The following is a 22,689-nucleotide window of genomic DNA, read 5'->3' as shown; positions in this document are numbered from 1 at the left end:
ATACTGCCACATTCTAATATCATTACGAACCGTCAATATAATATAATTTTCAAAAAAATTTGATAGTTTATAATAAAGGCTCAGATAGAAAATTTTTAAATTAATTAATTAATTTTTACAACAAAGGATTTTTTATGACAAATTTTATATTTAACATATATAGAGAAAATACCAATAATTCTTCGGACAGTTATAAGCTACCTGATCAAATATTTCCGCAAGAGGATATAACGAATTTTTCTGAAGTTTACAATTTTGAAATACCACCTAATAGTAGTAAGGATGTGCTAAACCAAAATAGTGGAATCATCCCTGGAGCACATAAACAATACCGGGTGGCTAACATGGGTAGGAAAGATATCATTGCTCAAATTAGGTGGGGTACAGCAGTTCAATGGATGGGGGTCATGGGAAAACAAATAATACCTCCTGGAGAAACGAAAATTGTTAGAAATGAAGGTCGTGCATATTACTGTACTTGTTTACAGCTTATTAATGAAACTTCTTCTAGATCTATAGTGGGAGCAAATTATGCAGGTTGGTAATACAGATATCACAATGAATAAACCATTTGAAATTAGTAATTATAATCCTAGATATATCCAATTTATACATAATTACTCATTGGAAGAAGTAGATTTTAATGCAGCGCTTAAATCGGTGTTAATATTTGGAATAGGAAAAATACCAGGAGTAGGTGAAGGATTAGCACTGTTACTTGATATATTCTGGCCACAAGAAAAGGAAAATTTATGGGAAAAAATTAAAGATAAAGTAGAAAAACTTATTGATCAAAATGCTTTGCAAATAATAGAACTAATCTTATCTGGAGATATAAAACAATTTGAAGAAAGAATAAAAACAGTAAATAGCGAAATTTTAGGAAAAAAATTAAAAGATGCTAGTAATCATTATATGAATATAGCAGAAGACTTAGTAGGGTTTGAAAAAAAATTTATTTTTGCAGATCTAAAAAGATTAGACAAAAAGGCAATTAATCTCTATGTACTGCCATTATATTCCACGACGGTATTAATGAAAGTATCCTATTATATCACTGGAATTCAAAAGGCCGAATTAATTGGATTAAACGAATCACAAACAACAAGACTTAAAAAATATTTAAATAGTTTAATACACGATAGTAAAGGAGTTAATTATTACATTAAAACCTTAAACGAAGATCGTATCGATGCAACTTACGATGATGCCCCACCGGATGAGATATTCGACGCCATGATGTACACACGTAGCTTTGCTGCTATAAATGGTCTAGAATACATCCCTATTTGGAATAAAATGGTTGAGTTGCATTCTTTAGATACGGAATGCTACGTAGATGTAATTTCCTATTCAAAATTATTTGGTCGACAGACCCCTGATTTAGCTAAACAAGCTATTGCAGTAGAAATGACACAGCCTCTGACACCTGATCTTCTAAATAATGGCCAACGCAATAAAATAAAATCTATCACTGGATACATTCGAAGGATAGGAGGGAGTCCTCGAGTAGGCGGTGGGAAAATCATCTTTGAAAATGGTACAAACTACCAATTTGGGACTATCACAAATGAATTGGTTTACAAAGAATTGAATGGTGCCTTAATTAATAATTTGGTAGTTTATGGTAATAAAGCGATAGATGAAGCAACCTTTTATTTTTCAGATGGAAGTCAACTTTCTTTTGGCGAACGGGCATACCCCCCCACATATCATGAATTTAAATTATCAGGCCATCATATCGTTTCGTTTTATATAACTAGCGATGCGCCTAGTCTTGCTGGCCAAGCAGCTAACATCGCTGTAGCTTATCAACTTACTAATAAATAACAAAATTTTCAAGTAACCCATAGATTAATTTAAATTTGTGGGTTACTTTTATTTATTTTTTATGTAGCTCATTCGAAAATTATGAGGAAGATGTTATGAACGCAGCACAACAATTAAAGCAACAAGGTTAAGAGAGTATCTACTCGGAGTAGATCTAATTTTAAGTTGTGATCTTACAAAGTTTTTATGGATGATCATAGCCAAGAGGTTGATAAGTCGTCATTTAAGAACCTGAAATTCGAGTATCGAATTTCTTTATTTTGAGTAGTAGTATGAGCAAAATAACTAATAATAAAATAAACGGGGATAACCACAAGCAAAAGGTTATACGCGAGAAAGCGGGCTTAAATGAAATAAACTCACCATAACGGCTCACTAAATAATTTTTTACTTGGTCTACCGATTCGCCCTGCTTGATTCGTCGATAAATCACTAAACGCAGATCGTTTGCTAGAGGCGCATTCGAATCGGCTAAGTTTTGATTTTGACAAACTAAACAGCGCATTTCATGAGTGATTTCTTCAAATTGGATTTTTTTCTCTGAAGAATCAAAGACATACATTTCGCTTAATTCAGAAAAAGCTAATGGAGAAAAAAAAATGGCCAACCAGAATAGTTTTCTTAAACTATTTTTTTTAAAAAATTTTTTAACGCCTTGCATGATAAAATTTTAATTAATCTATGATTGACTTTTATGGAGATGTTTAATAAGTGGTTGCATATTCTGTATCCAAATCGACGAAGTTAATGGGCCTACCTGCTTATAACGAATAATGCCTTGTGGATCGATTAAATAGCTTTCAGGCACACCATAAACGCCTAAATCTATAGCAAGTAACCCTTGCGGGTCAAAAATAATTTTTTGAAAGGGATTGCCTTGTTGTCTTAGCCATTGTTTTGCCTGATTAAATTCATCACGGTAATTTAAACCGTAAATAGAAATGGCATGATTTTTCTTCAAACTTAATAAAAAAGACTGTTCTTCAGTACAAGTTAAACACCAGCTTGACCACACGACTAACAGTGTCCAATGTTGCAAAAATATTTTTTTTCTTAATGTTATTGATTTTTTTAGTAAATCATTGGCTGAAAATTCTGAAATCGGTTGATTAATTAATGGCGATGGCAGGTGATTGGGGTCCTTTTCTAAACCTTGCCATAAAAAACAGACGATGATCAATAAAATAATTAGCGGAATAATATAACGCATGAATACTAATACTTAATTTTTTTATAGCGTCTGGAGAGTATGGCCCATAGACCGCCAAGTATCATGCATAAACCGCCCATCCAAATCCAACGTACAAAAGGTTTGTAATAAAAACGTAAAGCCCAGGTCTGTTTGCCCACCGGCTCAGCCAAAGACACATATAAATCGCGCCAAATACCTGCTGCAATAGCGGGTTTGCTGATCATGACATCGGTTATGGGATAATAACGTAATTGTGGCCGTAGAAATAGACTACTTTGATGGTTCACTTGAATAGTAGCCACTGCGCCAGTGTAATTAGGACCTTGCAAGGCATCCACCTGTTGCAAAGTAAAATGATAACCTGCTAATGACAAGCTTTCTCCGATACTCATTCGCACATTACGCTCAAGACTATAATAACTGCTTAAAATGATTCCTATCGCTAGAATAGCAACACCTAAGTGTGCGACTAACATTGCACCTTGCGTTTTTATAATATTTTTTAAGCTTAATTTTTTTTTAAACGATGCCACTAGCAACTGTAAAGTATTTAATAGGATCCATAATGTCAAGCTTAAGCCTATTAGCACTTGCCAATGCAGTTCTTTACTCAACAAAATAATCAAGATAAAACTTAAACTGAATGAACTGAGTAGGATACTAACTATTTTTCTTAAAATCTCGCCACGTACTTGATGCTGCCAGGGTATTAAATAGGATAGGCCCATAAAAAATAATATTAAAATAGCGAAAGGTGTCAACACGAGACTAAAATACGGTGCGCCCACGGAAAGCTTACCAAAATCTAATACTTCAATAATTAACGGATACAATGTGCCAAGTAACACAGTAAATACCATCACACTTAATAAAACATTATTCACGATTAAAAGTGTGGTGCGGGAGAGCAAACTCACGTGTAAATCTTGTTGTTTTAATCGATGGATTTTAAAGGCATAAATAGCCAACGCGGTTCCTATCAATACCACTAATAAACCTAACATGAAAACACCCCGCCAAGGATCAACCGCAAAGGCATGCACAGAAATCAAAATCCCGGAACGCACGATAAAAGTGCCGATTAAACTTAAGGCAAAGGTTAATATGGCAAGTAATATCACCCAGGTTTTCAGTAATTCTTTTTTTTCTACCACTAATAAAGAGTGAATTAACGCGGTGCCCGCAAGCCAAGGTAATAGCGATGCGTTTTCGACGGGATCCCAAAACCACCAACCTCCCCAACCTAACACACGATAAGCCCACCAACTGCCTGATACAATTCCCCACGTCAAAAAACACCAGGCCGCTAAAGTCCAAGGCCGCATCCAAGTTGCCCATTGCTTATCGAAACGACCGCTTAATAATGCGGCTATAGCAAAAGCAAAACTGACCGAAAAACCCACATAACCCATATAAAGTAACGGCGGATGAATAATTAAACCTGGATCTTGTAATAAAGGATTCAGATCTCGTCCATCCATCATTCGCTCTGCCGCTAAACTAAATGGATTCGAGAGTGTCAGTAGAAATAATAGAAAACCTGCGCTAATAAATCCCAGTACCGATACGACTCGTGCTAATAAAGCCAATTCGATGGATTGATTTAAAACAATGACGGCAACTGTCCATAGATTTAAAATAAACACCCATAATAATAGAGAACCTTCATGTCCACCCCATAAGGCACACACACGATAAAACCAAGGCAAGTGGGTATTAGAATTTTGCGCCACATACACAAAGGAAAAATCATTGACTAAAAACGCATAGGCTAAACTTAGCATAGCCAGCGCAATGAATGTAAATTGTGACAGTGTTATAGGTTTAATCCATTTAAGCCAATTACGGTGTTGGTAATAAAGACCGGCTAAAGGAATGCTGCATTGAAGCAATGCTAGAAAAAAAGCGCCTAGCAATAGCGCATAAGAAAATGTCACAGAAAACTTCCTTTGTATTATTTATATTCGTTAGGCTTTTATATTTTACATATAATTGTTACTTAATATAATAAAAGTATTAAATAAACCGTATACTGATCATCAATACTATTTATGCCATTTACCTTTTTATAAAAAACTGCTAACTTACGAGCATTTATTGAATACTAAGGCTTGTATGACTCAGCGTTGTATCATCATCGGTATCGCCGGAGCGTCTGCTTCGGGCAAGAGTTTATTGGCCCATACTATTGTCAAAGAACTGGGCTCTGAACAAGTTGCTGTTATCTCGGAAGATTCTTATTATAAAGATAACAGTACCCTCGCCTTTGAAAAACGCTTAGAAAACAATTATGACCATCCGGATGCTTTTGATCATGACTTACTTATCCATCATCTCAAGCAATTGCAATCTGGTAAATCAGTAGAAATTCCTATTTATAATCACACGCTGCATATTCGTGAGCAACAAACACGACCTCTGGGTCCACATACCATTATTGTCTTAGAAGGGATTTTACTTTTTGCTGAAATTAGCTTAAGGGAATTGATGGATATTCGCATCTATATGGATACACCATTAGATGTTTGTTTGAGTCGCCGCATCAAACGTGATGTCATAGAGCGCGGTAGAGAAATTGAGGCGGTGTTAGCACAATATCAAGAAACCGTTCGTCCGATGTATTCGCAATTCATCGAACCTTCGAAACATTATGCAGATATCATTGTTCCACGGGGCGGCGAAAATCGAATTGCGATTGAACTCATCAAAGCCAAAATTCGTGAATTATTAAATAATTTTAGCAACAAAAGTAAAGAGGAAAATCATGGGTCTGCTAGATAATAAACGTGCCTTAATTGTTGGTTTAGCAAGTAATCGATCGATTGCTTACGGAATCGCGGAAGCCATGCACCGCGAAGGAGCAAAACTCGCCTTTGCCTACCAAGGTGAAAAATTAAAAGACCGTGTCACTAAAATGGCAAATAGAGACTTTGATTCGAACATCGTCATTCCTTGCGATGTCAGTCGAGATGAAGACATTACCGAACTTTTTAAGCAACTCAATGTCAGTTGGGATGGATTGGATAGTTTAGTTCATTCCGTTGCTTACGCACCCGCCGATCAATTGCAGGGCGATTATCTCGACAATGTAAATCGTGAGGGTTTTAGAATTGCACATGACATCAGTAGCTATAGTTTAGCGGCATTAGCCAAAGCAGCGTATCCGATGATGACAGACCAACCGAACGGAGGAGCTATCCTAACGCTCAGCTATCTGGGATCCGAAAAGGCTTTGCAAAACTATAATATTATGGGTTTAGCGAAAGCGAGTTTAGAGGCCAATGTTCGTTATCTAGCGAATAGCTTAGGTCCCAAACACATCCGTGTTAATGCCATCTCCGCTGGACCAATTCGTACGCTAGCCGCCTCAGGCATCTCAGGTTTTCGAAAAATTCTAGCTTATAATGCTGCCGTTACGCCCTTACGCCAAAATACCACCATAGAACAAGTCGGAAATACGGCAGCTTTCCTCTGTTCGAATATGGCTTCAGGAATTACCGGGGAAATCATCCATGTTGACGGTGGATTTCATGCCATCGTTGCTATGGGTGAACCGACTGAAACAGTATAGCAAAAATACCTCTTTTCTCCCCTAAGCTTGGAATTTAACGCTAGTGCCATATTCCGGGGCATAAAAATTCGCATTCTTTCCAGTGAATGGTATATTACCTTAACAACATTAATAGGGTTTTAGTGTGTTCCGTCCCATCGCTTTATATATAGGTTTGCGTTATACCCGTGCAAAAAAACGTAATCATTTCATTTCCTTTATTTCGTTGACATCGATGATCGGTATTGCTCTCGGGGTCACGGTCTTAATCACGGTTTTATCGGTAATGAATGGGTTTGATAATGCGATTCGCGATCGTATCTTTAACATAGCCACTCAAGTCGCTATCACTGCGACGAGCGGCCATCCATTGACGCAAATTGCTCCGTTAAGACAAAAAGTATCTCAACAAGCCGGCGTCATTGCCAGCGCCCCGTATGCATCTGGACAAGGTATGTTAGTCGATCAAGGACAACCGCATCCGATTATGATCACCGGCGTGCTTCCTGAATTAGAAAAAAACGTTTCTGAAATACCACACAAAATAGTGGAAGGTAGTTTCAATTTAAAACCGGGTCACTATAATATTGTGTTGGGCGAAGAATTGGCCTTAGGTTTGGGTATCCAAATCGGTGACAAGGTCAATATTATCACACCCCGTGTTAGTTTAACTCCAGTCGGTATTATTCCACGTTTTAAAACGTTTACCGTCAGTGGGATTTTTCAGGTCGGACGAAGTTTTGGCTTTGAAAGTAGTATGGCTTACATCGCACTAAAAGATGCGCAAACTCTCTTTCAATTAGGTCAAAGTGTAACCGGCTTACGACTAAAATTAAATGATTTGTATGCGGCCCCCCAGGTTTCCAGCGAGCTTAATAAAGCACTCCCTCCAACTTATACCGTAACCGATTGGACTAGTACCTACGGTAGTTTGATGTATGCTATTTCTTTAGAAAAAAGAATGATGTTTTTTATTTTATTATTATTAATTGCGATCTCTGCCTTTAATTTAGTGTCATCGTTAATGATGGTGGTCACTGATAAACAATCGGATATTGCGATTTTGCGCACCCTAGGCGCTACACCTGGTACGATTTTAAGTATTTTTATGGTTCAAGGGTGCGTGATTGGTTTTAGCGGTACATTACTGGGCTTAATCGGTGGAATTGCGTTAGCCTCTCAAGTCGGTAACATCTTAAGCTTTATTGAACATACTTTTCATATACAAATTTTTGCTTCTAATGTCTACTTTTTCGTGGATAAATTACCTTCCAAGATTGAAACAGCCGACGTCATTCATATTTGTTTAGCTGCTTTGGGTATGAGTTTATTAGCCACTATCTATCCGGCATTAAAAGCCGCGCGTACACTTCCCGCGGAGGCTTTACGTTATGAATAGATCATCTAGCGATTTTGCGAGACCGCTTAAACAGAATACCACTGTTCTGAGTTGTACTGAATTAAGCAAAACCTTTCATGATGGCTCTTTGTATGTAGAGGTCCTCAAGCCTATTAACTTTTCTGTAAAAGCTCGTGAGCGTATTGCTATTGTTGGCCCTTCAGGCGCAGGAAAAAGTACACTACTGCATTTATTAGGGGGATTGGATCGACCCAGCTCAGGTGAAGTTTTTCTGGCAGGGCAAAACCTAGCTGAGTTGAGCGAAAACCATCGTAGCCATCTACGTAATCGTTATCTTGGCTTTATTTATCAATTTCACCATTTATTACCTGAATTTACCGTATTAGAAAATACGTGTATCCCATTATTGCTAGCTGGTGCTAAACCGGTATTCGCTCAGAAAAAAGCACTTAATTTATTAAAAAAAGTCGGCTTAATACATCGACAACATCATAAACTAGGTGAGTTATCGGGTGGAGAACGTCAACGCACTGCCATCGTCAGAGCACTGGTTAATAATCCACTTTGTATATTAGCCGATGAACCAACGGGTAATCTCGACAGTCATACTGCAGAGCAGGTTTATCAAACTTTACTTGAGCTCAATACAGAATTTAATACCAGCTTAGTGATTGTCACGCATGATCAGAATCTCGCTAGCCGATTGGATAAAATTTTACATATGGAAGATGGCCAATTAATTTCTACTTGTTAGAAACAAATTTTTTCACCTTTTTTTTATTAATCTTCCAGATGTTGTCAGTTAAGTTTTAAGTAATCACTCCATAGTTTTGTAAAATTTTTTTAAAATCTTTTTCTTGTATAGGTTTTAGGTACACTTCATTGACACCTAAAGCCAAATAATTTTTTTTGCAGGCATCATTTAACCAACTACTGGTTAATACGATAGGTGACCTTTGGTTGACATTTCTTTCATCACTACGAATTAAATTAATAAAGATCTTGGTACTACAATCCGGTAAATTGACATCTAAAAGAATAACTTTGTAAGATAAAGTCAATTTTTCTAACGCCCTGCGTGCTGAATGGACGCATTCTACGTAACAACCGAATTTCTGAAGATGACTAACATTGATTTTTTGACAAATTTTATTATCGTCTATCGATAAAATTCTAGCCACAGATTGACCGGTATTTTTCATCGGCAAATTTTCTGCTAAAGATTTTTTCAACCCCGGATGCAAGCTATTTCCAAAATCTTTAATTTTTTCAACGAGATGGGTTCGTAATTTTAATATTGACATTGTTCTTCTCCATAAATTGAGCAATCGTTTTATTTCCTTTTATAGGTTGTTCAACTAAATTTTTATAATTATCCAAAATATAACGCTATAAATTTTTTCAAAAACAGAAGTTTTGCGATTTTTAGTCTCAAGATCAAACAATTTAAATACGGTCAGCCATAAGATTACAATACTATGACTTAATTTTCATACTTTTTTAAATAAATACAACTCATACTATCCACTCTATGGAGGATATTCGTTATAATGGATCCATTACGCGATGTTTCCTTTATGAAATTTAAGTTGTGTTTATAAAATAATGACTGCTATAGTCTAATTGACTAAATAACCACTTTAATTTAAAAAAGCAACCGTCATCTTTTAATTTATCATTTTAAGTTTAAGGATATATACCTCTTTTAAAAATATCAGAACTATTCTGGTTAACTATTAACCGAAAGATTTAATTATTCTGATCGAAATAATCTTAAATAGTTAATTTGAAAAATAGTTTTATCTTAATCGGTACTATTTGCACCTTATTTGTTACTTTTTTAAACATTCATGCAGCAAAGAATTTACATAAATAAAGCTCCTTAAATAAAAGAAGATAAACGCTATTTAGTCTTTTATTAAGACTAAATATTATCTTAATAGACATTTTATGTCAAATTTAGTAAAGGAAGATAATGAAGAAAAATCCTAAATCCATAAAAGAAAAAAACTCCTCTCTCGCCTTGGATATTCAAGAACGCGCTAATCGACTCAAATTTTTGCGAAAAATGTCGCACCTTTCAATGAAAGAATTTGCTCAACATTGTAATCTGGGCTTAACCACCATTAATTATTGGGAACAAGGGTATAGTAATGTCACTGAACGTGGAGCACAAAAAGTCTGTAAGGCTATGCGTGAAGAAGGAATAGAGTGTTCAGTGATCTGGTTGATGACAGGATATGGCGAACCCCCGAAGGTAACCGACTCAAGCAAACTTTCTAAATTAAATTATAAAAATCTTGAATCATTATCCAGAACCTCTATTAACGAGAAGAAATCCGACTATCCCATGGAAAATATCGAAATTAAAGAGGAATTAATGCTTTTTAGAAAAAATTATCCTGAGCATCTGATATATCTTATTGATAATGAAAGTATGAAACCGCTTTATAGTCCAGGCGATCTGGTGGCTGGAAAAAAATTAATCGGTAAAAATATGGAGCTGGCTCACGGCGCAGACTGTATCATTGAACTGGAAGGAAAAGAGCTAATGGTTAGACGCGTAAAAATAGGACATGCTGCTAATCGTTTCGATCTCTATGTGATTAATTCGGATACTTCACTCGAATTTCCCCCTTTACGCAATATCAAAATATTAGCTTTAGCACCCATTATTCGAATCTGGAAACCGATTAAATTTTAATGTAGGTTAGCTTTTTTTTTCTTTTCTGGCTTATCCACTAGCATATAAAATAACTCATTGGATTTCACCATATTGAGATCATGACGCGCATGTTCTTCCAAGGCGACTTTACCTGACTTAAGATCCTTAATTTCAGCAACCATAGCCGTATTGCGCTGGCTGAGCTGTGTATTTTCTTTCATTTGCATAGTAATCTGTTTTTTAAGTTGGTGCACTCGCCATACACCCTCTTGTACAAACCAAAGCTTGTATTGCAAACTTAAAAAAAGTAGTGTCAAAATAACAATGAGCGGTTTCATTTAATGACTATTTAAAAAACGTGAAAAAAATTGAATCCCTGCATAATCTACCTGATTTTTCTTTGAAAGCTCTGCTTCAATCCGTAACAAACGATTGTATTTAGCGGTTCGATCGGTGCGACACACGGAACCGGTTTTTATCTGGCCAGCTCTAGTACCCACCGCTAAATCGGCAATACTGGTATCTTCTGTTTCACCCGAACGATGTGAAATCACCGTTGCATAGTGTGCTTGCTTTGCGAGCGAAATCACCTCTAAGGTTTCACTCACAGTACCAATCTGATTCAATTTTATAAGAATCGCATTGGCTAATTTTTTATCTATTCCTTGCTTGAATAAAACGGGATTAGTCACAAATAAATCATCTCCGACCAGTTGAATTTGTTTACCCAGTCGTTGTGTGAGTTGTAGCCAACCTGACTCATCGGATTCGGCCATTCCATCTTCTATACTAATAATAGGATATTGTTTCACGAAATTCTCTAAATAAAGAATCCATTGTTCCGTATCTAATTCCTTATTCTCTAAACAATATTTTCCGTGATGATAAAATTCATTACTTGCTGCATCTAAACCTAAATAGATATCCTTGCCTGGCTTATATCCTGCTTGTTGAATAGCGACTAAAATACTTTCAATTGCTTCCTGATGTGACTGAAAATTAGGTGCAAACCCCCCTTCATCGCCAACATTGGTATTGAAACCTTGTTTTTTTAGATAGGATTTTAAACAATGAAAGATCTCCACCCCCCATCGTAACGCTTCACTAAAAGTAGGCGCCCCTACTGGCAAAATCATAAATTCTTGTATCGCTAATGAATTATCGGCATGGACACCGCCGTTAATAATATTCATTTGTGGTACTGGCATTAAGTATTTTTTATCTCGTTGGCCCATCAGCTCAGCGATATGCACATAAAGTGCTTGTCCTTGTGCTAAGGCAGCGACTTTAAGCAAACTCAGTGAGACACCTAAAATAGCATTAGCCCCTAATTTTCCTTTATTATCTGTTCCATCTAAATTTTTCATTAACCTATCTAATTCATTTTGATCGATCACCTCTTTTCCCATTAATTTTTTTTGTATCGGTCCCAGAATATTTTGGATAGCTAATAAAACGCCTTTACCTTGATAACGATCCGGTCTCTCTGTATCTCTTAATTCTAAAGCTTCCTTTGAACCTGTCGATGCCCCAGAAGGAACACTCGCCTCAGCTTTTAAACCTGAATCCAAAATGACTTCGACAGCAATAGTAGGATTACCTCGCGAATCTAAAATTTCATAGGCATTTATCTCAGTAATTTTTGACATACCTTCTACCTATAACGTAGTTTCTATTAAACTGGTTTTTTTTACGGTTTTATCTATTTCTTGTAAAGTAGCTAACAGTTCTTCTATTTTTCCTAATGGCCAAGAATTAGGTCCATCGCTTAATGCTTTTTCTGGGTTCGGATGTGTCTCCATAAAAAGCCCAGCGATCCCAACCGCTACGGCAGCACGCGCCAATACGGGTACAAATTCACGTTGCCCTCCCGACGATCCCCCTTGACCACCGGGCAATTGCACGGAGTGAGTGGCATCAAATATCACTGGACAATGGGTTGCGCGCATGACGGCTAATGAACGCATATCCGAAACAAGATTATTGTATCCAAAAGTAACGCCACGCTCACAGACCATAATCACGGCATCACTAACTTGACGTGCTTTCTCAACGACATATTGCATATCCCACGGAGAAAGAAACTGACCTTTTTTAATATTAACCGGTAAACCTTGTTGAGCAACTTTTTGAATAAAATTAGTCTGTCGACATAAAAATGCCGGTGTTTGTAAAACATCTACTACACTAGACACTTCATTTAAAGGCGTATCTTCATGAACATCCGTAATGATCGCAACACCCAAGTGCTTTTTTACTTTTTCTAAAATACGTAACCCTTCTGCTAGACCTAAACCACGAAAACTCTTGGTTGACGAACGGTTTGCTTTATCAAAAGAAGATTTATAAATAAAGGGGATATTCAACTTATCCGTTATTTCTTTCAGGCGCCCCGCCGTATCCATAGCCAATTGTTCGCTTTCCACGACGCAAGGACCTGCCATAAGAAATAATGGTTTATCAAGACCCACTTCAAAATTTAGCAATTTCATAATAATAAGCGCAAAATTAAAGATTCATAGTTTACTCTTAAACTGAATTAAGTCCTATACCTCGATCCTTAGCAACGTGATGATTCTTTAAAAGGATCTGAAGAGTAAAATTTAAAAATTCGATTTTATAAAGAAAAAATATTTTTTATAAAAAATTAGTTTAGTGTTAATATAGGAAAAAATAATAATGGGGCTGCATGAGAATGTACTTCGAAAATAATAAAATTTTATTCTCAAATAAAGAAAAAAAACCCGATCTTTTAAAAAAAAGATTGCTTTTTAATTTAATTAAAAAATCTAAAAAAAGCTTATGGCAAAAAGTAAGCAAAAAGAGACGTCAGCAATTTGGTAAAAATAGTTTAGAGGCTAACAAGAATTTATTTTTTACGGACAATAAATCTTTAGTCGAATTTCAACTAAAGAAAAATTTATTGGCTTTCCTACCTCAATATAATGCAGAAAATGCTATCCATACACTGTATCAACGTTATATACAGAATAATAAAATGAATGAACAGGCCTATTTACATTTTTACAATCGCTTAACAGCAAAAATCGATATTTTAAAAATTATCGATGCCGATCATGGAAAAAATATTGCTTTAAACCCAGATATCGTTTGCAAGATGCTCTCTCTATTAACCTATTCTGTTGGACTACTTTCTTCTGCCCTGTTTCACGCTATCGCGGCAATTACTCGACATGGAATCAATGAACTAAGTGATATCAGAAAAATTAACAGTGCCAAAAATAAACTCAATCATTGGATAACTGATCTGAATTTCATTAAATTACTCAGTATTATGCTGACAAAAACCCATGAGCCGGATTTCGCTCACCAAGAAAAAATGGACTATTTCCTCGATGAACAATTTTTAATATTTTGGTCTTTGTTTAAAAAACAAGCTAAAATGGATACTGAAATCCCTGATTTAAATGATTTTTGGTCGACCTGTTTAGTTGAGTATGTTAAAGAATTAAAATGTCCTCTTTTAAAGGATAATTTCGAGCATTGCTTAAATGAAATGCTTGCTTCAGTTAATTTTAATCACCCACATCAAGAGTACTCGCAGTTACCTAATACAAATGCGTCCAATCAATATAAAAATGTCAGTACACCCAGCCAAGAAAGCATATTTCTTGCTCAATGGATATTACAAACGGTCATTAGTCATTATTTAAATCGCATGTTGGAACTTAATCAGACAGTTAAAATGCATCCCAATTCCTCAGCGTTTACATCAACTTTTTGGCACAATGGAAACAAAAATTCTAGAGAAAATTTTAATCCACCTAGCCCTGCAATTAATTCAATTTTTTCACCTAGATTAATCGCAAGTTATTAACTTCGTGGATTTTAATAGATTGTTCTAATATTTCGCAGCGTATATTTAACAATAAAACAATTAAGTAAAAGCTGATAAAGGCTACTATCATCGCTAATAAAGGATAGAGCATGGAACGCTCGATTAAAGAAGGGCTTAAAAAATGGATAGTCGCGCCTTGGTGTAAAGTATTCCACCAATACACTGAATAATGAATAATGGGTAAATTCGCTAAACCCAATATAAGCAATATCGCCGTGTTTTGTGCAGCCATATGACGTTCAGGCATTGCAGAACGCAAAGCAATAACCCCTAAATATAAAAATAACAAAATAAGCTCCGAGGTTAAACGCGCGTCCCATACCCACCAAACTCCCCACATTGGTTTAGCCCAAACACTTCCTGTGAACAAGGCTAAAAAAGTAAACCATGCGCCTAAAAAAACACTTCCAGAAACGATCAATTCTGCTAATTTAATACGAAAAATTAAACTAATCCCTGCAAAAATAGCCATAATAAAATAAATAAACAAGGACAAAAAAGCACTCGGGACATGTACGTAGATGATGCGAAAAGCATCCCCTTGTTGATAATCAGCCGGCGCTAAATACAATCCTCCAACCGCACCATAACTACCAAATACCAGTAAAGCTAAAGCAAACAGTGGAATTAAATAGGTCGATAATGAATAAAAATGTTTTATTGCTATATACCGATAGATTTTATTTCTTCTTCGTTTAGTCATTTTATTATTTCCTTTAAACAGATAACCTATAACAATAAACTCATAGTCATTTAATTTTTGGGAGTGGCACGTTATAAAGCAACCTCGAAATGTATTATGTAAAAGCAATCCCTAAACGCAGTATTTTATTAATAACTAACGGAGATAAACTCATGCTTAGAATCATTAACACGCCTAACCAAGCTAACGGTCCATTCGCAGGTAATCCCATACTTGCTAAGGCAACCGCACTGCTCGCAAAAATTAATACGGGAATGTAAAAAGGGATGATGATCAATACTATCAATAACTCACTATGACGAAGCCCTAAAGTTAAAGCTCGTGCAATACCACCCAGAAATATTAAGGTTGGTGTGCCGAATAAGATAGTAAAGTAGAGCGTTTTTAAAGCCATGACCGGAATAAATAAGCTTAGACTCAAAATTGGCGTCACGAGAAATAAAGAAACACTAATCACTAACCAAAATACTAATAACTTAACAAATATGACTAAAGTCAGTTCATTCGGCAACAAAATGAGCTGTTCCAAATCGCCTTCCTTCCAATCATTTCGAAAAAGCTGATCTAACATTAATAATACCAAAAATAAGATGATTACCCAAAAAATCCCCGAGGATATTTTTTCTAATAAAATTGGATCAGTGCTTATGCTTAAAGGAAATAAAATAATGACTAAAATTAAAAATAATAACGGGTATAATAGCTCTTGATAACTACGAAGAATAGCGATTAACTCACAACGTAAATTGATTAGTAGCTTGAAAAAAAAGTTATCATTTAACATTACTTACCCTATAAAAAAATTTTTTTTATTTCCGAATGCAATGAATAGACCGATGAATGACTGGTAAAAACAATGACTCCTCCTCTAGCACTTTGTTTTTCCATTAAAGATGACAATAAGGTAATACCTTGTTTATCTAAAGAAGTAAACGGTTCATCCAAGATCCAACAATTTGCTTTGATCAATAACAATTTAGCTAAACTCAAACGTCGTTGTTGACCTATGGAAAGTTGCTTTAATAAGGTTTTTGTACAGTGTCTTAAATTTAATTGATCCAATATCTGATGAATGTCATGGATTGCTTTGCGTTTAGATTGGTGGCGAATTAAATTTCGTCTCGTCAGACATAAATAAAGATTTTCAATCAAATTGAGCGTGGATTTCATGCCTAGGCGGTGGTTAACATAGAGTAAATTTTCAGTAAAATTTATACTATTTTTCTTAATTGAAAGACCATTCCACATCACTTTTCCTGTTAAAGGAATACGTAATCCAGTTAATATCTCCAATAAAGTCGTTTTACCTGAACCATTTGCGCCAACAATATGCAAGGTCTGTCCTTGGCAAAGTTGAAACGTGAGTTGTTTAAACAGGATCCGTTTACTCCTTTCATAAGAAAGTCCATCGACTGTTAACACATTCTTTATTCCTTGATAAAATGATGGGCTCTATCCCGTTTCATCCAATAATTTTCTATTATTTATGTCATCACTTGCCTATTTAGCTAAGTCCTGTTGTATACATAACAGGGCGTACGCTATATTATTCCTTTTTTCCACTACTTAAAAGGCCAACCAGCATGTCATTTCTTCTTCAATATGTGGTTTTCCTAGCGAAACTTTTTACGTTGGGGCTAGCTATTTTAGTAATAATTGCCGGAGTTTTTTCTATTGCGCGCAAAGCTAAAGAACACAATAAAAATAAACTCTGTGTTAAAAAACTTAATAAAAAATTTCAAGAATTTGCTGAAACCTTAAATTCAGAAATTCTGAATAAGAAAGAACTCCGAAAATATGTCAAAGAACAAAAAATTAAATTAAAAAAGACTGCTAAATTATCAAAAAAGCGGGTTTTTGTCTTAAATTTTCAAGGCGACATCAAAGCAACTGCCGTTAATAATCTACGTGAAGAAATCACTGCGCTCATCCAAGTCGCTACACCGCAAGATGAAGTGGTATTGCGATTAGAAAGCGGCGGGGGAATGGTGGCTCCTTATGGATTAGCGGCTTCACAGTTACAACGTTTAAAAGATAAGCGCATTCCTCTGACCGTGACAATAGATAAAATAGCCGCGAGTGGCGGATATCTAATGGCCTGCGTTGGTGATAAAATCTTGGCGGCTCCGTTTGCGATTATTGGTTCGATTGGCGTCGTGGCACAACTTCCTAATTTCCATCGCTTTTTAAAAAAAAGAGATATTGATTTCGAATTATTAACCGCTGGCGAATATAAACGTACACTAACGATTTTTGGGGAAAACACACCAAAAGCACGTGAAAAAACCCAAACGGATCTAGAAGAAATCCATCACCTTTTTAAAGCTTTTATTCAAGCAAATCGAAAACAAGTCGATATGACCGAAGTCGCTACGGGAGCCCATTGGCTTGCAAAAGATGCATTAGCCCTCAATCTAGTCGACGAACTCATAACCAGTGATGATTATTTAAGTCTACTGGCAGGAAGCGATAAAGCAGAAATTTATGAGTGCCAGTATCTAACTAAAAAATCAGTGTCCGAAAAATTAAGTAGTAATGTACAATCTGCTCTAAGTAAATTAATGTGGTTTAAAACGACTGATCGTTGAAAATTAAACCACACTATTTCATTAAAATCGAGCTTCTTAGTTCTCTTGCCTATGCAATTTTATGACCTATTATAAAGAAATAAGCGCGCTCATTGTTGGCGGTTTGCTAGCCTTCGCTTTTGCCCCCCTGGGTATTTATCCTTTAGCTATTTTCTCTCCTGCTTTATTGTTCTTACTCTGGCTAAATAGTTCAGCCCAACGGGCTTTCATTTTAGGATTACTTTTTGGTATTGGTTTTTATGGTGTTGGCGTCTCATGGGTATTTATTAGCATTCATGAATTTGGCCATACTTCTCTTTTTTTAGCCTCGTTAATTACTGGCTTATTTATTTTTATATTAGCTTTATTCACTGCTATCCAAGGTTTTTTAGTCAACCGTTTTTATCCTAGTAACACGCTCATGAAGCTTTATTTAATATTTCCTAGCTCTTGGGCATTAACCGAATGGGTACGTAGCTGGATATTTACCGGATTTCCTTGGTTATTACTAGGAACCAGTCAAGTAAACACACCGCTGAGTGGTTACGCACCCCTCTTTGGAGTCTATGGGTTGACTTTTCTAGTCGCTTTGACGGCAAGTTTATTTCTAACTGTATTCTGCCCTCTTTTAAACAAATATTTTAATTGTCAATTAGATCTTAAAAATTTTCATTATTACCGACCCTTATTTGCAGTACTAGGCTTATGGGTCCTAGGATATCTCTTACATTTTATCTCTTGGACACATATCCAGGGAAAACCCATTCAAATCAGTCTGGTGCAAGCGAATATTCCCCAAGAAATAAAATGGGAGCCTGCGTATCAAAAAGCCTCCTTAATACACTATCAACAATTAACGCAAGCACACTGGAATAGCCGACTCATCATTTGGCCAGAAGCCGCTATTCCTCTATTACAAAATCAAGCAGAACCCTTTTTAAAACAGCTCGATCGACAAGCTAAACAACATAAAACGACGCTGATTGCAGGGATACCCATCCAAAAAGGCTTCCAATACTACAATGGTATGCTAGCCTTAGGCCTGGATCATGCGACCTATTATAAACAACGACTGGTTATTTTTGGTGAATATCTCCCTTGGTGGATCCTCTGGGCTCATGGACTATTAAATTTATTAGATATTCCCATGTCAAGTTTTTCGCCTGGGCCCAATAATCAGCCTATATTTAGGGTAGCTAATGTTAATTTAGGTACTTTTATTTGTTACGAAATTGCTTATTCCCACTTAGTTCGACAAGCCTTGAAAAAAAATGCTCAGTTACTATTAACCATTAATGATGACGCCTGGTTCGGCCATTCTTTTGCCTTAGCTCAGCATCTACAAATTGGTCAATTCCAAGCCTTGGCCACCGGGCGTTATTTAGCTTTTTTAAGCAACACCGGCCTAACCGCCATTGTCACACCTAAAGGCAAAATTATAGCGAAACTTCCTCCCTTCGAGACCGGCGTGCTCACCAGTTCGATTTATAAAAGTGTTGGTTTTACACCCTGGGTTAATCTGGGTGATGGTTCGATTATTATCTTTTTAGTAGGATTAAGTCTCTTATGTTACGCTTATCGAAAAGATCAAACTTAGCCATTTATCCTTCCGTTAACTCAGGCTATTATAGACTCACGTCGTATCCAAACGGCTATCATAATAAAAATTGGAAATGGGTATATAATCAATAACTATTTTTAATCTATTCAAATTAAGAGTACTTTAGAAATGGGGCCTATACTCACCATTGGATTTTTGGCAAGTGCCGCGACGCGCAATCGACGTGTAATCCGCATGAGATTGCGAATTGAGCAGCAAGAGGCAAAAATTCAAGTCGAAGAGTATAACTAAAACAAGGTATCTAGCCACATGCAAGAACAATATCAACCATTAGCACTTGAAGCGGACATCCAAAAATTTTGGGAAGAACACCAGTGTTTCAAAGTCACTGAAGATCTCAATAAAGAAAAATTTTATTGTTTATCTATGTTTCCCTATCCTAGTGGTCATTTACACGTCGGTCATGTCCGTAATTATGTATTGGGCGATGTCATTGCCCGTTACCAAAGAATGTTAGGTAAAAATGTTCTACACCCGATAGGTTGGGATGCTTTTGGTTTACCCGCTGAAAATGCAGCGATTGAAAAAGGGATACCGCCGGCGAAATGGACTTATACCAACATTGAACATATGTCCAAACAATTTAAACAGCTCGGCTTAAGTTTTGACTGGAGTCGAGAAATTACGACTTGTAAACCGGATTATTATCGATGGGAGCAATGGCTTTTTATCCAATTACTTAAAAATGGTTTGGTCTATAAAAAAAATGCTTTTGTGAATTGGGATCCTATTGATAAAACCGTATTAGCAAATGAACAAGTAATTGATGGTCGTGGCTGGCGTTCCGGTGCGCTCATAGAGCGTAAAGAAATTCCACAATGGTTTTTAAAAATCACCGCCTACGCTGATGAATTATTAAACGATCTCGATACTTTAGAAGCATGGCCTGATGAAGTCAAAACCATGCAACGCAATTGGATAGGTCGATCCCAAGGTTTAACTATTCAATTTAAAGTCAATCATCCTGAATTAGATCCGATTGAAATTTTTACTACGCGTCCTGATACTTTATTTGGAGCTACTTTTATCGCACTTTCCCCTAATCATCCGATTACACACTTTGTCGCTCAACATGATCCAAAACTGCGAGATATCATTGCCAGCTTTCAACAAATACCCACCTCAGAAGAAGTGACTGCACATTTAGAAAAAAAAGGTTTTAGTACCGGTCTCACCGCGTATAATCCTCTCACCAAGGAAAACGTACCGATATGGATAGCCAATTTTGTCAAAACTGACTATGGCTCAGGAGCCATCATGGGAGTGCCTGCGCACGATGAACGTGACTTTGAGTTCGCCAAGAAATATCATTTACCGATACGCCCCGTCATTCAATCTACTCAACCGCATGATTATCAGTCCGCTCCCCTTATTATGAATACGGGAACATTAATTAATTCGGGTCTCTATACGGGATTAAGTGCCGAGCTAGCGTCTGTCACGATCGCAAAACGGCTCATTAAAGAAAAAATAGCGAAGCATACGACCAATTATCGACTTCGTGATTGGGGTGTTTCACGCCAGCGTTATTGGGGAACACCCATCCCTATTATTTATTGCCCGACTTGTGGTGTCGTTCCCGTCCCAGAAGAAGATTTACCCGTTATCCTCCCCGAAACAATAAACTTTAATGGCGAGGGCTCTCCTTTAAAAAATATTCCTGAGTTTTATCAAACTAGCTGTCCTACTTGTAAACAACCCGCCACCCGAGAAACAGATACTTTAGATACATTCGTCGAATCTTCTTGGTATTACGCGCGCTTTGCTTGTCCTACACAGAACAGAGCTATGTTAGATGATCGATCAAAATATTGGACGCCTGTTGATCATTACATTGGTGGTATTGAACATGCCGTATTACATTTACTCTATGCCCGATTTTTTCATAAAGTATTACGTGATTTAGGTCTACTGAATTCTAATGAACCTTTTACGCGCCTGCTGACACAAGGCATGGTACTTAAAGACGGTGCAAAAATGTCTAAATCTAAAGGCAACACGGTTGATCCAGCCAAACTCATGTCGCAATATGGAGCAGATACTTTACGATTATTTATTCTATTCGCTGCGCCTCCTGAGCAATCTTTAGAATGGTCTGATGCAGGTGTTGAAGGTGCTTACCGGTTTTTAAAACGTTTGTGGGCGTTAGCCTATAGCAACCCTTGGATATTAGAACTCAACGAAACACATAAACATAGCCTCACACCTCCCATCGATTGGACAAAAACTCCTAATGAGCATCGTAATTTACGCCGACAAGTCCATGAAATTTTGCAACTTGCACGCCATGATTTTGAACGACAACAGTTTAATACGGTGATAGCCAGCTGCATGAAGCTTTTGAATACGCTACAAACAGCCAGCCAACTATTAAGCGGATCATCGACTGATGAAGATGCTCAGCACACACTTAAACATATTATATGGCAAGGTTTAAGCATACTATTGCGCTTATTAGCGCCCATCGTTCCTCATATAACACATGCTTTATGGAAAGAACTTAATTTTTCCGGTTTAATTGGCAAAGCACATTGGCCAAAAGTGGCAGCTGATGCCTTAACAGCAGAAAAAATTGATTGGGTAGTACAGGTGAATGGTAAATTACGTGCACAATTATCGCTCGATATGCACTATAATGACGAAACACTGAAGGCGATTATTCTCAATGACCCCATGATCAAACGCTATACTGAAAATCAAACGATTAAAAAAATTATTATCGTCCCCAAAAAATTAGTTAATATTGTAATTTAAAATGAAAGCACTTCAAGACGCTTGCTCACCGCTTAAAGTGCAAAGAGTCTATATATGATAACTCGTTGCTATCCATTTTTATTTAGTCTTTTTCTAAGCTTCATGCTAACGGCTTGTGGCTTTCAATTAAGAGGCCATGAATTTTCGTTACCTTTTCGTACACTTTCTTTGGAATCTAACCAACCCTATAGTCATTTCACCAAAGAATTACAAAAAGCATTAGCAGCGGCGGGAGCCAATATCTTACTCGCAACTCCGACATCTCCCCGCTTACAAATTCTTGCACAAAATTTTACTCGCACAGCTACCAGCCTAGGAAATGCCGGACAAACAACCACCTATTTACTTGTTTATAGTATTTTATTTCAGATAATCGATTGCAAAGGCCATGTTTTATTAGCTCCACAACAAATCCGCGCCACACGGACATTTTCGATTACATCCAATCAACTTGCCGGTGACCTCAACACGGAAAATGATTTACTAGAAAATATGCAACAAGATGTCATTCAACAACTTTTAATTCGTTTAGCTTCCCCAGAATTACACCAGCAACTTCGTTGCAACACTTGTCCTCAGCAATAATCT

Annotated in this window: 22 protein-coding genes; 12 read left to right on the top strand and 10 right to left on the bottom strand. The window is 36.6% G+C overall.

All coding sequences use genetic code 11. The features are described from left to right. Positions 1 to 134 precede the first annotated feature (134 nt). On the top strand, positions 135 to 545 hold the full coding sequence (locus ACICP9_RS01665; RefSeq protein WP_395498330.1) for a hypothetical protein: 411 nt from the start codon (positions 135 to 137) through the stop codon (positions 543 to 545). 13 nt (positions 546 to 558) lie between these two features. Next, the gene (locus ACICP9_RS01660) at positions 559 to 1,830 is read left to right on the top strand and encodes an insecticidal delta-endotoxin Cry8Ea1 family protein (RefSeq protein ID WP_395498328.1); all 1,272 of its coding nucleotides are present in this window, start codon (positions 559 to 561) and stop codon (positions 1,828 to 1,830) included. A gap of 223 nt (positions 1,831 to 2,053) precedes the next feature. Here ACICP9_RS01660 and ACICP9_RS01655 read toward each other — a convergent pair whose 3' ends face one another. Genes ACICP9_RS01655 through ACICP9_RS01645 form a run of 3 tightly spaced genes read right to left on the bottom strand, consistent with a single transcriptional unit; the run spans position 2,054 to position 4,959 of the window. Next, positions 2,054 to 2,491: a cytochrome c-type biogenesis protein CcmH gene (locus ACICP9_RS01655; protein ID WP_395498326.1), complete on the bottom strand. Its 438-nt coding sequence runs from the start codon at positions 2,489 to 2,491 to the stop codon at positions 2,054 to 2,056. Between the two features lie 18 nt (positions 2,492 to 2,509). Further along, on the bottom strand, positions 2,510 to 3,040 hold the full coding sequence (locus ACICP9_RS01650) for a DsbE family thiol:disulfide interchange protein (RefSeq protein ID WP_395498325.1): 531 nt from the start codon (positions 3,038 to 3,040) through the stop codon (positions 2,510 to 2,512). A 5-nt stretch (positions 3,041 to 3,045) separates the two neighbouring features. Further along, on the bottom strand, positions 3,046 to 4,959 hold the full coding sequence (locus ACICP9_RS01645; RefSeq protein ID WP_395498323.1) for a heme lyase CcmF/NrfE family subunit: 1,914 nt from the start codon (positions 4,957 to 4,959) through the stop codon (positions 3,046 to 3,048). A gap of 178 nt (positions 4,960 to 5,137) precedes the next feature. On the opposite strand from ACICP9_RS01645, the gene udk reads away from it, so the two are divergent. From udk to lolD, 4 genes are all read left to right on the top strand, one after another. Beyond that, positions 5,138 to 5,803: a uridine kinase gene (gene udk, locus ACICP9_RS01640; protein ID WP_071662113.1), complete on the top strand. Its 666-nt coding sequence runs from the start codon at positions 5,138 to 5,140 to the stop codon at positions 5,801 to 5,803. Beyond that, positions 5,787 to 6,593, top strand: coding sequence for an enoyl-ACP reductase (locus ACICP9_RS01635; protein ID WP_071662112.1), 807 nt, complete (start codon positions 5,787 to 5,789; stop codon positions 6,591 to 6,593). The genes udk and ACICP9_RS01635 overlap by 17 nt, the downstream gene beginning before the upstream one ends. A 124-nt stretch (positions 6,594 to 6,717) precedes the next feature. Continuing rightward, positions 6,718 to 7,971 (top strand): lipoprotein-releasing ABC transporter permease subunit, encoded by a 1,254-nt coding sequence (locus ACICP9_RS01630; protein WP_395498320.1) that lies wholly within the window; start codon positions 6,718 to 6,720, stop codon positions 7,969 to 7,971. Next, positions 7,964 to 8,686 (top strand): lipoprotein-releasing ABC transporter ATP-binding protein LolD, encoded by a 723-nt coding sequence (gene lolD, locus ACICP9_RS01625; RefSeq protein WP_395498318.1) that lies wholly within the window; start codon positions 7,964 to 7,966, stop codon positions 8,684 to 8,686. The genes ACICP9_RS01630 and lolD overlap by 8 nt, the downstream gene beginning before the upstream one ends. Before the next feature lie 55 nt (positions 8,687 to 8,741). Here the strand turns inward: lolD and ACICP9_RS01620 are convergent, their stop codons facing one another. Then, on the bottom strand, positions 8,742 to 9,236 hold the full coding sequence (locus ACICP9_RS01620) for a response regulator (protein WP_395498316.1): 495 nt from the start codon (positions 9,234 to 9,236) through the stop codon (positions 8,742 to 8,744). A 671-nt stretch (positions 9,237 to 9,907) separates the two neighbouring features. Here ACICP9_RS01620 and ACICP9_RS01615 point away from each other — a divergent pair. Further along, positions 9,908 to 10,636, top strand: a complete 729-nt coding sequence (locus ACICP9_RS01615; RefSeq protein ID WP_395498314.1) for a helix-turn-helix domain-containing protein — start codon at positions 9,908 to 9,910, stop codon at positions 10,634 to 10,636. On the opposite strand, the gene ftsB is transcribed toward ACICP9_RS01615, so the two are convergent. The 3 genes from ftsB to kdsA are packed head-to-tail and all read right to left on the bottom strand — an operon-like array spanning position 10,633 to position 13,089. Continuing rightward, the gene (gene ftsB, locus ACICP9_RS01610) at positions 10,633 to 10,935 is read right to left on the bottom strand and encodes a cell division protein FtsB (protein WP_071662107.1); all 303 of its coding nucleotides are present in this window, start codon (positions 10,933 to 10,935) and stop codon (positions 10,633 to 10,635) included. The genes ACICP9_RS01615 and ftsB overlap by 4 nt on opposite strands. Then, positions 10,936 to 12,246: a phosphopyruvate hydratase gene (gene eno, locus ACICP9_RS01605; protein WP_395498312.1), complete on the bottom strand. Its 1,311-nt coding sequence runs from the start codon at positions 12,244 to 12,246 to the stop codon at positions 10,936 to 10,938. Between the two features lie 9 nt (positions 12,247 to 12,255). After that, on the bottom strand, positions 12,256 to 13,089 hold the full coding sequence (kdsA, locus tag ACICP9_RS01600) for a 3-deoxy-8-phosphooctulonate synthase (protein ID WP_071662105.1): 834 nt from the start codon (positions 13,087 to 13,089) through the stop codon (positions 12,256 to 12,258). A 203-nt stretch (positions 13,090 to 13,292) separates the two neighbouring features. Between kdsA and ACICP9_RS01595 the strand changes: the two genes are divergently transcribed. Next, complete coding sequence (locus ACICP9_RS01595; RefSeq protein ID WP_395498310.1) at positions 13,293 to 14,435, top strand: hypothetical protein; 1,143 nt, start codon at positions 13,293 to 13,295, stop codon at positions 14,433 to 14,435. On the opposite strand, the gene ccmC is transcribed toward ACICP9_RS01595, so the two are convergent. From ccmC to ccmA, 3 genes are all read right to left on the bottom strand, one after another. Then, a complete protein-coding gene (ccmC, locus tag ACICP9_RS01590; protein WP_071662103.1) occupies positions 14,413 to 15,159 on the bottom strand; it encodes a heme ABC transporter permease CcmC in 747 nt (248 codons plus the stop codon). The two genes, ACICP9_RS01595 and ccmC, sit on opposite strands and share 23 nt — an antisense overlap. Before the next feature lie 94 nt (positions 15,160 to 15,253). Continuing rightward, a complete protein-coding gene (gene ccmB, locus ACICP9_RS01585) occupies positions 15,254 to 15,943 on the bottom strand; it encodes a heme exporter protein CcmB (protein ID WP_071662102.1) in 690 nt (229 codons plus the stop codon). Between the two features lie 8 nt (positions 15,944 to 15,951). Then, positions 15,952 to 16,581: a cytochrome c biogenesis heme-transporting ATPase CcmA gene (gene ccmA / locus ACICP9_RS01580; RefSeq protein WP_395498308.1), complete on the bottom strand. Its 630-nt coding sequence runs from the start codon at positions 16,579 to 16,581 to the stop codon at positions 15,952 to 15,954. A 161-nt stretch (positions 16,582 to 16,742) separates the two neighbouring features. Between ccmA and sohB the strand changes: the two genes are divergently transcribed. From sohB to lptE, 4 genes are all read left to right on the top strand, one after another. After that, positions 16,743 to 17,747 (top strand): protease SohB, encoded by a 1,005-nt coding sequence (sohB, locus tag ACICP9_RS01575; protein ID WP_395498306.1) that lies wholly within the window; start codon positions 16,743 to 16,745, stop codon positions 17,745 to 17,747. A 61-nt stretch (positions 17,748 to 17,808) separates the two neighbouring features. Further along, positions 17,809 to 19,323: an apolipoprotein N-acyltransferase gene (gene lnt / locus ACICP9_RS01570; RefSeq protein ID WP_395498304.1), complete on the top strand. Its 1,515-nt coding sequence runs from the start codon at positions 17,809 to 17,811 to the stop codon at positions 19,321 to 19,323. Between the two features lie 273 nt (positions 19,324 to 19,596). Continuing rightward, positions 19,597 to 22,101, top strand: coding sequence for a leucine--tRNA ligase (leuS, locus tag ACICP9_RS01565; RefSeq protein WP_395498302.1), 2,505 nt, complete (start codon positions 19,597 to 19,599; stop codon positions 22,099 to 22,101). A gap of 54 nt (positions 22,102 to 22,155) precedes the next feature. Continuing rightward, positions 22,156 to 22,686, top strand: a complete 531-nt coding sequence (gene lptE / locus ACICP9_RS01560; RefSeq protein WP_395498300.1) for an LPS assembly lipoprotein LptE — start codon at positions 22,156 to 22,158, stop codon at positions 22,684 to 22,686. Positions 22,687 to 22,689: the final 3 nt, after the last annotated feature.

This window comes from Rickettsiella endosymbiont of Litargus connexus, assembly GCF_964277335.1.
GTDB lineage: Bacteria > Pseudomonadota > Gammaproteobacteria > Diplorickettsiales > Diplorickettsiaceae > Aquirickettsiella > Aquirickettsiella isopodorum.
This window is presented reverse-complemented; position numbering and strand designations above follow the sequence as displayed.

Bases quoted from the DNA above. Each gene is read 5' to 3' on its own strand.
- ftsB (WP_071662107.1), bottom strand. From the start codon at position 10,935: ATGAAACCGCTCATTGTTATTTTGACACTACTTTTTTTAAGTTTGCAA.
- ccmB (WP_071662102.1), bottom strand. From the start codon at position 15,943: ATGTTAAATGATAACTTTTTTTTCAAGCTACTAATCAATTTACGTTGT.
- kdsA (WP_071662105.1), bottom strand. From the start codon at position 13,089: ATGAAATTGCTAAATTTTGAAGTGGGTCTTGATAAACCATTATTTCTT.
- ACICP9_RS01615 (WP_395498314.1), top strand. From the start codon at position 9,908: ATGAAGAAAAATCCTAAATCCATAAAAGAAAAAAACTCCTCTCTCGCC.
- ACICP9_RS01595 (WP_395498310.1), top strand. From the start codon at position 13,293: ATGTACTTCGAAAATAATAAAATTTTATTCTCAAATAAAGAAAAAAAA.
- ACICP9_RS01635 (WP_071662112.1), top strand. From the start codon at position 5,787: ATGGGTCTGCTAGATAATAAACGTGCCTTAATTGTTGGTTTAGCAAGT.
- lolD (WP_395498318.1), top strand. From the start codon at position 7,964: ATGAATAGATCATCTAGCGATTTTGCGAGACCGCTTAAACAGAATACC.
- lnt (WP_395498304.1), top strand. From the start codon at position 17,809: ATGACCTATTATAAAGAAATAAGCGCGCTCATTGTTGGCGGTTTGCTA.
- eno (WP_395498312.1), bottom strand. From the start codon at position 12,246: ATGTCAAAAATTACTGAGATAAATGCCTATGAAATTTTAGATTCGCGA.
- lptE (WP_395498300.1), top strand. From the start codon at position 22,156: ATGATAACTCGTTGCTATCCATTTTTATTTAGTCTTTTTCTAAGCTTC.
- ACICP9_RS01660 (WP_395498328.1), top strand. From the start codon at position 559: ATGAATAAACCATTTGAAATTAGTAATTATAATCCTAGATATATCCAA.
- ACICP9_RS01655 (WP_395498326.1), bottom strand. From the start codon at position 2,491: ATGCAAGGCGTTAAAAAATTTTTTAAAAAAAATAGTTTAAGAAAACTA.
- ACICP9_RS01650 (WP_395498325.1), bottom strand. From the start codon at position 3,040: ATGCGTTATATTATTCCGCTAATTATTTTATTGATCATCGTCTGTTTT.
- leuS (WP_395498302.1), top strand. From the start codon at position 19,597: ATGCAAGAACAATATCAACCATTAGCACTTGAAGCGGACATCCAAAAA.
- ACICP9_RS01620 (WP_395498316.1), bottom strand. From the start codon at position 9,236: ATGTCAATATTAAAATTACGAACCCATCTCGTTGAAAAAATTAAAGAT.
- udk (WP_071662113.1), top strand. From the start codon at position 5,138: ATGACTCAGCGTTGTATCATCATCGGTATCGCCGGAGCGTCTGCTTCG.
- ccmC (WP_071662103.1), bottom strand. From the start codon at position 15,159: ATGACTAAACGAAGAAGAAATAAAATCTATCGGTATATAGCAATAAAA.
- ACICP9_RS01665 (WP_395498330.1), top strand. From the start codon at position 135: ATGACAAATTTTATATTTAACATATATAGAGAAAATACCAATAATTCT.
- sohB (WP_395498306.1), top strand. From the start codon at position 16,743: ATGTCATTTCTTCTTCAATATGTGGTTTTCCTAGCGAAACTTTTTACG.